This window comes from Oleiphilus sp. HI0061, assembly GCF_001635675.1.
This window is the reverse complement of sequence record NZ_LWFE01001655.1, coordinates 1-558: the sequence shown is the minus strand read 5'-3', so window position 1 is coordinate 558 and position 558 is coordinate 1. Positions and strand designations below refer to the sequence as shown.

Genomic DNA, 558 nt, shown 5'->3' with positions numbered 1-558 from the left:
CGAGTTTGCGAATCAAGAATGGCAGGTGGTTTCTAAGGTTAGCAAAACAGCAAATGCCGATATCAACAAGCTCGACGTAGATGTCTATCTTATCGATGAGCAGAGTGGCGATAAGAGCAAAAAACTAACACTTTCCAGTATGTTAGGGCGCTACTAATGCTGGATTCCACCAAAATCAAGCAAGCCCTTGCATCTCAACAAGGCTTCACATTGCTAGAAGTCCTTATCGCGATAGGTATTACTGCATTAATTGGTTTGGGCGCCTGGCAGGTATTGAACTCAGCGATCACAAGTAGTGATCGTACTCAGGTTCATCTCGAAGAGCTGAATCAAATTCAAAAAGCAATGCTGATCGTTAAGCGCGACCTTTCGCAAGTCATTGGTCGTTCGATACGAGACGAGTATGGCGACTATCAAAACGCACTGGATAGCAGCTCTGATTTTTATAAAATCCAATTTAGCCGAGTAGGCTGGCGTAATCCTTTAGACGATAAGCGTTCCGAGATTCAACGTGTCGCCTACGAGCTGGATAGTGAAAAGCTTGTAAGGCACTACTGG

General features: G+C 44.6%; 1 protein-coding gene. It reads left to right on the top strand.

All coding sequences use genetic code 11. The features are described 5' to 3' along the window. Window positions 1–156: 156 nt before the first annotated feature. The coding region (gspJ, locus tag A3735_RS25515) for a type II secretion system minor pseudopilin GspJ (protein WP_068638888.1) at window positions 157–558 on the top strand (402 nt) is incomplete at its 3' end.